Annotated in this window: 1 protein-coding gene; it reads left to right on the top strand. The window is 43.8% G+C overall.

The window, feature by feature from the left end; all coding sequences use genetic code 11:
- Nucleotides 1-516: ABC transporter permease subunit (locus QUA38_RS28950; protein WP_333167969.1), on the top strand; the 516-nt coding region annotated here is incomplete at its 5' end.
- Nucleotides 517-1,318 lie beyond the last annotated feature (802 nt).

Below are 1,318 nucleotides of genomic sequence, written 5' to 3'. Positions count from 1 at the left end.
GTGTTGTTATTTTTAATGGATACAATTTATACTTTGCCGGGGCTGCTACTTTCTTTGACGCTAGCGTTTGTAGTGGGAAAAGGAGTTTTTAATGCTGCGATCGCCCTGAGCATTTCCTACATCCCTCAATACTACCGCGTCGTCAGGAATCACACCGTCAGCGTCAAAACCGAATTATTTGTCGAAGCTGCGCGAGCAATGGGTGCTGACACTTGGACAGTGCTTTCGCGCTACCTGTTTCTGAATGTGATTCAGAGCGTACCGGTGCTGTTTGCGCTCAACGCGGCCGATGCAATTTTAACATTAGGAGGTTTAGGATTTCTCGGATTAGGACTTCCCGAAGCAACTCCCGAATGGGGACACGACTTGCGTTTAGCTTTAGATGCACTACCTACTGGCATTTGGTGGACGGCTTTATTTCCCGGTTTGGCGATGACTTTAATGGTAGTGGGACTGTCTTTGGTGGGGGAAGGATTAAACGAATTTGTGAACCCTCGCCTGCGGAATCAGCAGTAATTTGTCTCGCGGTTACATTAAGTTCGCAGTCAGGACTTTAGTGCTTATTCACAAATATAAAAAAAACTGAAGTCCTGACTGCAAACAGGCGCTATAAAGAGATCGTAATATCGGCCAGATTAATTACTAAGTCTTTCTCTCAAGAAGGTGCATTCTTTCTAGTAAACCTTCGTTGGGTTGTCTATATAGACACGGAGCGGAAATTTTTCTTGATAGCTTCATCCCCTAACGCTCAAGCCACATAATTTAAACCCCAGTAGAGGATAAAGCGCGGCTCTGTGCTTTCTGATGACACGCTGTAAATAATAACAAAATTTTGAGGATCGCACTAGCCTCCTATCGGTTCAAATCTTTAAGCGCATCCTGCAGCTTATGCCTTCTCTAACCATAGCAAGCACATCGCTAACTGGGTAAATTTTTCTTCTCTGGCGGAGCTATCATTGGCAGACAGTTGCATCAACGTCCGCTTACGATTTTTTTGCGTCTGCTTGAAATTATCAAGACAATTGGGGAATCCTATCTAAAATTAATTAAAGGGCTTTATAGAATCTTCACGCTGCCATGAGATATTTAAAGGAATCGTGAAGTTATACTTCCGAGAGATGGCGAATTGTATGGTTTGTGAGAGCGTGCGATCGCGTAAGTGCGAACCGAAAGCCAAAAAAATTAGAGAAATCCGCAGCCGAGAGTTGCGTGGCTGCTTAACTCTCAGTAGAATTTATCCTGGTGGTTTTTGCCATTGACGCGACAAACTCGTGTCGAACTGCTTAAATAAGAATGTGACGTTAAGAACTTAATGTGA

The organism is Microcoleus sp. Pol12B4 (genome assembly GCF_036701385.1).
Classification (GTDB): domain Bacteria; phylum Cyanobacteriota; class Cyanobacteriia; order Cyanobacteriales; family Microcoleaceae; genus Microcoleus.
Note: the sequence above shows the minus strand (reverse complement) of the source record. Positions and strands in the feature narration are given on the sequence as shown.